The following is a 7,141-nucleotide window of genomic DNA, read 5'->3' on the forward strand; positions in this document are numbered from 1 at the left end:
AGTATTATTTCTTCTGGCTGGCGTCCTGCAGGATCATTTCCGATGCCTTCTCCGCGATCATCACCACTGGAGAGTTGGTGTTGCCGGAAACGATCGTCGGCATAATCGAAGCGTCGACGACGCGCAGGCCAGAAATGCCGTGCACCCGCAGCCGGCCGTCGACCACTGCCATCGAGCCTGCGCCCATCTTGCAGGTGCCGACCGGGTGGAAAATCGTAGTACCGATATCGCCGGCCTTGCGGGCGAGATCTTCGTCGCTTTCATATTGTGCACCGGGCAGCATTTCCTCAGGCGCGAAACGGGCAACGGCGCGCGCCTTCATCATGCGGCGGACATGGCGCAGCGATGCTACGGCCACGGTCCTGTCTCCCTCGGTAGACAAATAGTTCGGCCGGATCTTCGGGGCCGTCTGTGGATCGGACGCCCCTATGTGGACGGTGCCGCGGCTTTCCGGTCTGAGATTGCAGACCGAAACCGTGACCGCGGGGAAGCGATGCAGCGGCTCGCCCAGCCGGTCAGTGCTCAACGGCTGGACATGGTATTCGAGATCGGGCGTTTCCAGGCGTGGGTCGCTTCTGGCGAAGATGCCAAGCTGGCTCGGCGCCATCGACAGCGGTCCGGTGCGACGAATAGCGTATTCGACGCCCATGGCCGCGCGGCTGAACAGATTGTGGTAGCGCTGGTTTAGCGTCGAGGCATTGGCGATCTTGAAGACTGTGCGGATCTGCAGATGATCCTGCAGGTTCTCGCCGACGCCTTCCAGCGCGTGGCGAACCGGGATTCCTGCTGCGCCAAGCACGGCAGGTCGGCCGACGCCGGAAAGCTCGAGCAGCTTCGGCGAATTGATCGCGCCAGCGGCAAGTATCGTCTCGCCTGCCCGCGCACGATGCAGTTGACCGCTCATGCGGAAGACAACGCCAGTGACGCAAGCTCCATCGAAATTTAGCTTCTCGGTCTCGGCGCCGGTCACGACGCGCAAATTCGGCCGCCGCAGCACGCTACGCAGGAACGCTTTCGAGGTATTCCAGCGCACGCCCTTCCGCTGGTTGACCTCGAAATAGCCTGACCCCTCGTTGGTCCCGCCATTGAAATCCTCCGTCCGGGGGATGCCGAGTTCCTCGGCAGCATCGCGGAAGGCATCCAGGATTGGCCAGGACAGGCGCTGGCGCTCGACGCGCCATTCGCCACCGGCGCCATGAAGGTCGTTGGGGCCACCAAAATGGTCCTCGGACTTGCGGAAATACGGAAGCACGTCATCCCAGCCCCAACCAAGATTTCCGGCTTGCCGCCAGCCGTCATAGTCGGCCGCCTGGCCGCGCATGTAGATCATGCCGTTGATCGACGAGCAGCCGCCCAGAAGCTTGCCGCGCGGATAGTTGAGCGCACGACCGTTCAGCCCGGCCTCCGGCTCGGTTTTCATCAGCCAATCAGTGCGCGGGTTGCCCATACAGTAGAGATAGCCGATGGGGATGTTGACCCAGTGGTAACGGTCACTGCCGCCGGCCTCCAGAAGCAGCACGCGCATGGCTGGATTGGCCGATAGTCTGTTGGCCAGCACGCAGCCGGCTGAACCTGCGCCGACGATAATGAAGTCGTATTGTCCAAAATCGGCAATGGTCTGTGTCAATTGGACGTCCGTTCGCTTGCCATCCTGTCCCATAGCGGACCCATGGCCTGGTTGATCTCGCCATAGAGGCGATAGCGCTGCTCATAGACCGGTGCGATCGCGCTATTGGGCTGGTAGCAGCGGTCGGGTGCGGTCATCGCGGCGGCGCCCGCAGAAAAGTCGGCAAACAAGCCGACGCCTGTCCCGGCTGCAATTGCAACTCCCAGCGCACCAGTCTCACGGCTGCGCGCTACAGTCACCGGCACCTCCAGGACATCCGCGAATATCTGCGGCCAGATGGCGCTGCGCGAGCCCCCGCCCGAAAGAACCGCCTGGCTGATGGTCGCTCCCGCTCGACGCAGCGTCGCGACGTGACGCCGGTGTTCGAAGACGACGCCCTCGAACAGTGCGCGCAGCATATGCGCCCGCGTGTGCCAGCCGGCAATGCCGTAGAAACCTGCACGCGCCTTGCCATTTTGCTGCGAGCCGTAAAGGAAGGGGTGGTAGATCGGCATGTCTCCCGCGGGATCGACGGAAGCAACAAGCTCGCTGCAGATCTCAAATGGCGATGCGCCTGCCGGCGGCGCATGCTCGAAGAACTCACGCACGATCCATTCGAGATTTGCGGCCGAAGTGGCGCTCGATTCGATGGCGAGGTAGCGCACCGGATCGAACGTCGACAGCATGAAGATCGACGGATCGCGGATCGGCTCTTCGGTGATAACCTGGTTGATGCTCCAGGTGCCGGCAATGATGGAGGCGGCGCCGGTGCTGGTGACGCCCGATCCGATGGCGCTGGCGACGACGTCGAACAGGCCCGCCACCACAGGGGTGCCCGCCCGAAGGCCTGTGGCTGCGGCGACATCGTGCGTGATATGGCCGGCGATGTCGGACGCCTCCAGCACGTTCGGCAGCAGTTGCATGCAATCGTCGAGACCATAGGCGGCCAGCAACTCACGCTCGTAGCGTCGGCCGGGCATGTGCAAAAGCCCGCAGCCCGACATATCCGAGGTCTCGGTCGAACGCGCTCCGGTGAGGCGGTTGACGACAAAATCCTTGCACAAAAAGACGGTGCCTATTCGGGCAAAAAGCGCCGGATCATGGCGCCTGAGCCAAGCCAGCAGAGTCGGCGTCTGCGCCGCCCAGGGCCGTTGCAGGCAGTGGACATAGGTCTGATCGCCAACGCCTGCGGCCGCCCATTCGCTCACGATGCCGATGCCGCGGGTGTCGAGCGACTGGATGCCGAGCAGCGGGTCGCCGCCGCGGTCCAGCGCGTAGAGCCCGTTGCCGTGGCCGGCGCAGCCGATCACCGCGATGTCGCGGGGATCGATGCCCGACTGGTCGAGGCAATGGCGGATGACGTCGACGGCGTTGCGCCACAGTTCGCCGAGGTCCCGCTCGACATGGCCGGGCTTTGGCATGCAGGAGTGGCCGTCCCGAGCGGCAAGCGCGAGTTCGCGACCTGCGGTGTCGAAGATGATGGCCTTGATGACGGTGTTGCCCGCATCAAGACCCAGAATGTATTGCTGCATTGAAGCGCTCCCAAGCTGCCAAGGTTTATTCTTGTTGGTAGAGCTCCCAAGCTGCAGCGCCGTCCGCATTCTCATGGATGATCGCCATCAATCCTCTCACGACGGCACGAGGGTTGGAATGCTGGTATATGTTGCGTCCATAGACCATGCCCGCCGCGCCTTGTGCCATCAGCGCCGCCGACTTGTCGAAGACGGCGCGCAAATCCTCCCTGCCCCCACCGCGCACCAGGACAGGACAGCGCGCCGCCGCCACCACCCGGTGGAAGTCGTTCGGATCGGTGGTCGGGTCCGCCTTGATGATGTCGGCGCCCATCTCGCTTGCGAGCCGGGTCAGGGTGACGATCTTTTCTGGGTCACCGTCGACCATGTAGCCTCCGCGCTCCGAGTTGGGCAGCATCGCCAGCGGCTCGATCATCAGCGGCAGGCCGTATCTTTCGCAGTCGGCGCGAACGCGGGCAATGTTGTGGACGCATTGCCGGAACAGATCCGGCTCATCGGGCAGCATGAATAGATTGACGACCACGCAGGCCGCGTCCATTTCCAGCGCGCCGATCAGTGGCTCGGCTTCGTTCTGCAGGATGGCCCACATCGAGCGATGGCGGGTTTTGTTATATGGATTGCCCATGTCTATGCGCATGACCAATGCCGGCTTGTCCTTGCCGGGCAAGGACTGCAGCAGATCGGCCTGGCCATAATTCATCTGAATGGCGTCCGGTCCCGCGGCAACCAGCTGGGCGACGACGCCGGCCATATCCTCGAGCCCTTCCAGAAACGACGGCTCGTTGCACACGCCATGATCGATTGCGACGTCGAGACAGCGCGCTCCGCCGAACAACCGGTTCATGCGGACTTTCTTGTTGATGCGCATTCGGCGCTCCTTCCTTGGTCTCTTTGGGATAGCTGGTCGAGATCGACGCCGTGCCGGCGTTGCAACAGGGCAAGGAAATCGGTGCGCTCGAATGCCTTGCGCGCAGCGTTCCAGCTCTTTTCGACAGCGAGAATATCGAGAACCGCGTCGAGAAGGTCGGCCGAGAGAGCACCGGTGATGGCGATTGTCGTGCGGCGAAGCAGCAGGTCCTCCAGCTGCTCGACATATTCATTGGCGATGAGATACCGAATCTCCCGGGCCGAGTAGTCGCTGCCGGGCAAGAGCTCGTCCTGTCCCGCTGCCATGTAGGCGGCGACGGCATCCGCCGCGGTGCCGTAGCGCTCGAAGAGGCTGCGCATGCGGTCAAGCGACTGACCGTGCGCCGCCGCGCGTTCTGCGCACCATTTTGCCGGAGCAGTGGGAAAATGCCGGCCGCCGCCGATTGGCATGTTTTCGGTACCGACGGTGCGCTGTCGGCTCAATCGCTCGAGCACGATATCCGCTGCCAGTTCGCCGAACGATCGGAAGGTTGTCCATTTCCCGCCGATCATGCAGAGCGTCGGCGGCAGCGTACCGGCGCCCTCGACCAGTTCGCAGAAATGATCGCGGGGAATGCGCCCGGTAACACTGTCTTGGCTTATCGGCAGCGGCCTCACCCCGGTGAACTGAAAGACGATGTCGGTTTCAGTGATCTCGATCCCGGGAAACACGAAGGACAGGGACTGGAGGATGTATCGTCGCTCGTCGTCCATGCAGCACGCCTGGTCGGGATCGTCGACACGGATATCCGTCGAGCCGACCAGCACGTTGCCGAGATAGGGGAACAGGATGCAGATCCGGCCGTCCTCGTTCTCGTAGTAGATCATATGACCGTCGAGCGCGTCATGAAGCTCGCGATTGTCGACGATCAGATGCGAACCTTTGGTGCCGCCCATAAGCTTCGGCACAACCGCTCCGATCGCCGAATTGGTCAGGTCGATCCAGCCGCCTGTGGCATTGACCACGAGCCGCGGCTTCACGGCTACCGTTTCGCCAGATAGTCGGTCGTTAAGCACCAGGGTCGCGTCATCGAGCGATACGCGTGCATAGTTGAGCGCCCGGACGGACGGCTTTTGGTTCATGGTGTCGCGCAGCATCTCGGTACCCAGCCGCTCGGGGTGGCTGACCCAGGCATCATAGTATGTCGCCGAATTGCGAATAGCAGGATTGATTGCAGGCCAGACCTTGAGTGTTTCAGCCCGGCTCCTGAATTTGTGCGTCGGGACGATACGACGTGCGGCGGTGAAGAAGTCATACATCGCCAGGCCGGTCTTGATGACCAAAGCGCCGCGCCGGCCCGGATGACGGCTTAGTCCAAGGAAGCGGACTGCGCCATTTGCTATGCCTGAGAACAGGTCGAAGATAGGCACCGTGGTTGGCAGTGGCGCAACGTAGTGCGGCGCGTTCTTCAACAGCCGATCGCGTTCGAGCAGAGATTCGCGGACCAGCTTGAACTCGCCGTTTTCAAGATAGCGCAAGCCGCCATGAACCATGCGCGAGAGGGCCGCGCTGGCGCCGGAACAATAATCGCCCTTTTCGGCGAGCAGCACATCGACGCCCTGCAAAGCGAGTTCGCGAAACACGCTGATGCCGTTAATGCCGCCGCCTATGACAAGCACGTCGACATCGGGGTTCTCGCGCAAGCCGGCGATCGTCTGGATGCGATTCATCTCAAGATGCGCTTTCGATCACGCATCTATCGCCACGAGATGCACGGCCACCGCCGCATCGATGGCCGTCAGTTCCGCAGCGCTCAGCGAAATCTCCCCTGCCCTGGCGTTGTCGAGCGCCTGCGCCGCGTTTCGCGCTCCACACAACGCGAAGGTGATGCCGGGCTGCGCCAGCGTCCAGGCGATCACGATCTGCGCCATGCTTGCCTGGTAGACCTCCGCGACCGGGGCCAGGGCATGTTTCAAGGCGGCCACCTTGCGCCGGTTGGCCTGAGAGAAGCGCGGATTGCTTTTGCGCTGGTCGTCGCCGCTGAATTCACGCGCCGGATCGATCGCGCCCGAAAGCAGGCCGAGCGCGAGCGACGAGTAACTGAGCGCAGCAACTTGATGCTGGCGCGCGATCGGCAGCAATGTCTGCTCAATTTCGCGATCCAGCATCGAATACCTTTCCTGGATCGCGTCGAGCTGGCCAGCTCCGGCATACTGCTGCAGCTCGCCGGTGTTGAGATTGCTTGCGCCGATGGCGCGGATCTTGCCAGCTGATCTGAGGCGTTCGAGCGCTTCCATTGTCTCGGCAATGGGGGTCGTCGGGTTCTGCCAATGGGTGATGTAGAGATCGATATAATCGGTGCCGAGCCGCCTCAGGCTCTGCTCCACTTCATAAGCGATGCCGTCGGCGCCCAGATATCGGTTCACCGGCTTTCCGTCCTGATCGAAGAAGTGATTGCCCTTTTTCGAATGCCAGTTCAGGCCACATTTGGTGGCGATGACCGCGCGGTCGCGCCGGCCCTTGATGGCCTTGCCGACGATCTCCTCGCTGCGGCCGAGACCGTAAGCCGGCGCGGTGTCGATCAACGAGACGCCGGCATCGATGGACGCCTGGATCGCAGCGATCGATTCAGCTTCATCCGTGCCACCCCACATCCAGCCGCCGATAGCCCAGGTTCCGAGCCCTACTGCCGACTTGACAACGCCGGACTTGCCGACGCGACGGGTGATTTGTCGAGAATTCATGCTGCATTTCCTTCGGCGAGCTCGAGGATCTTCAAGCCGGTGGTTTCGTCCGTGACGAGGGTATCGAGGTGAGAGCCGCGCATGGCACTGAGGATCGGGACCACCTTGCTTGCGCCGCTTGCGACCCCGATCGACTGCGGAATGGTCGCGAATTCCTCGAGCGTCAGCGAAACGAGTGAGTGGTTGGGGGGGTAGTCCGCGAGCTTGCCGCTGCCGTCTATGAGATGGGCGAGCAGCTCGCCCGCCGCGCCCGAGCGCTCGATGGCCAGCCGGTCGGCGCTTGAGGACGGGTGCAGATCGTAGTAGCTCGAATCGTCGGTCAGGATGGAGCCGATGCCGACGACCGCAAGCGTTGCTTCGCGCGCCTTGTTGAAGACATCCGAAACGGCCCGGACGCCCATCAGCATGTCAC

General features: G+C 62.6%; 6 protein-coding genes. All 6 read right to left on the bottom strand.

Going from position 1 to position 7,141, the window contains the following annotated elements:
• Window positions 1-4: 4 nt before the first annotated feature.
• Window positions 5-1,627: a GMC family oxidoreductase N-terminal domain-containing protein gene (locus EOA78_RS02700; protein WP_127313752.1), complete on the bottom strand. Its 1,623-nt coding sequence runs from the start codon at window positions 1,625-1,627 to the stop codon at window positions 5-7.
• Entirely contained in the window at window positions 1,624-3,138 is a 1,515-nt protein-coding gene (locus EOA78_RS02705) for an FGGY-family carbohydrate kinase (protein WP_127313753.1), read from the bottom strand. Before EOA78_RS02705 ends, EOA78_RS02700 begins: the two co-directional genes overlap by 4 nt.
• 25 nt (window positions 3,139-3,163) lie before the next feature.
• Window positions 3,164-4,006 carry a class I fructose-bisphosphate aldolase gene (locus EOA78_RS02710; RefSeq protein WP_077381191.1) on the bottom strand — a complete coding sequence of 281 codons (843 nt, stop codon included), beginning with the start codon at window positions 4,004-4,006 and terminating at the stop codon, window positions 3,164-3,166.
• The gene (locus EOA78_RS02715) at window positions 3,979-5,715 is read right to left on the bottom strand and encodes a glycerol-3-phosphate dehydrogenase/oxidase (RefSeq protein ID WP_127313754.1); all 1,737 of its coding nucleotides are present in this window, start codon (window positions 5,713-5,715) and stop codon (window positions 3,979-3,981) included. The genes EOA78_RS02710 and EOA78_RS02715 overlap by 28 nt, the downstream gene beginning before the upstream one ends.
• 18 nt (window positions 5,716-5,733) lie before the next feature.
• Window positions 5,734-6,729: an aldo/keto reductase gene (locus EOA78_RS02720; RefSeq protein ID WP_127313755.1), complete on the bottom strand. Its 996-nt coding sequence runs from the start codon at window positions 6,727-6,729 to the stop codon at window positions 5,734-5,736.
• Window positions 6,726-7,141, bottom strand: a 416-nt coding sequence (locus EOA78_RS02725) for a sugar-binding domain-containing protein (protein WP_281034026.1), incomplete at its 5' end; no start/stop codon positions are given. The genes EOA78_RS02725 and EOA78_RS02720, both read right to left, overlap by 4 nt.

Source organism: Mesorhizobium sp. M5C.F.Cr.IN.023.01.1.1 (assembly GCF_003997585.1).
Taxonomy (GTDB): domain Bacteria; phylum Pseudomonadota; class Alphaproteobacteria; order Rhizobiales; family Rhizobiaceae; genus Mesorhizobium; species Mesorhizobium wenxiniae.

Coding starts and splice junctions, on each gene's coding strand:
- EOA78_RS02720 (WP_127313755.1), bottom strand. CDS start 6,729: ATGAATTCTCGACAAATCACCCGTCGCGTCGGCAAGTCCGGCGTTGTC.
- EOA78_RS02710 (WP_077381191.1), bottom strand. CDS start 4,006: ATGCGCATCAACAAGAAAGTCCGCATGAACCGGTTGTTCGGCGGAGCG.
- EOA78_RS02715 (WP_127313754.1), bottom strand. CDS start 5,715: ATGAATCGCATCCAGACGATCGCCGGCTTGCGCGAGAACCCCGATGTC.
- EOA78_RS02705 (WP_127313753.1), bottom strand. CDS start 3,138: ATGCAGCAATACATTCTGGGTCTTGATGCGGGCAACACCGTCATCAAG.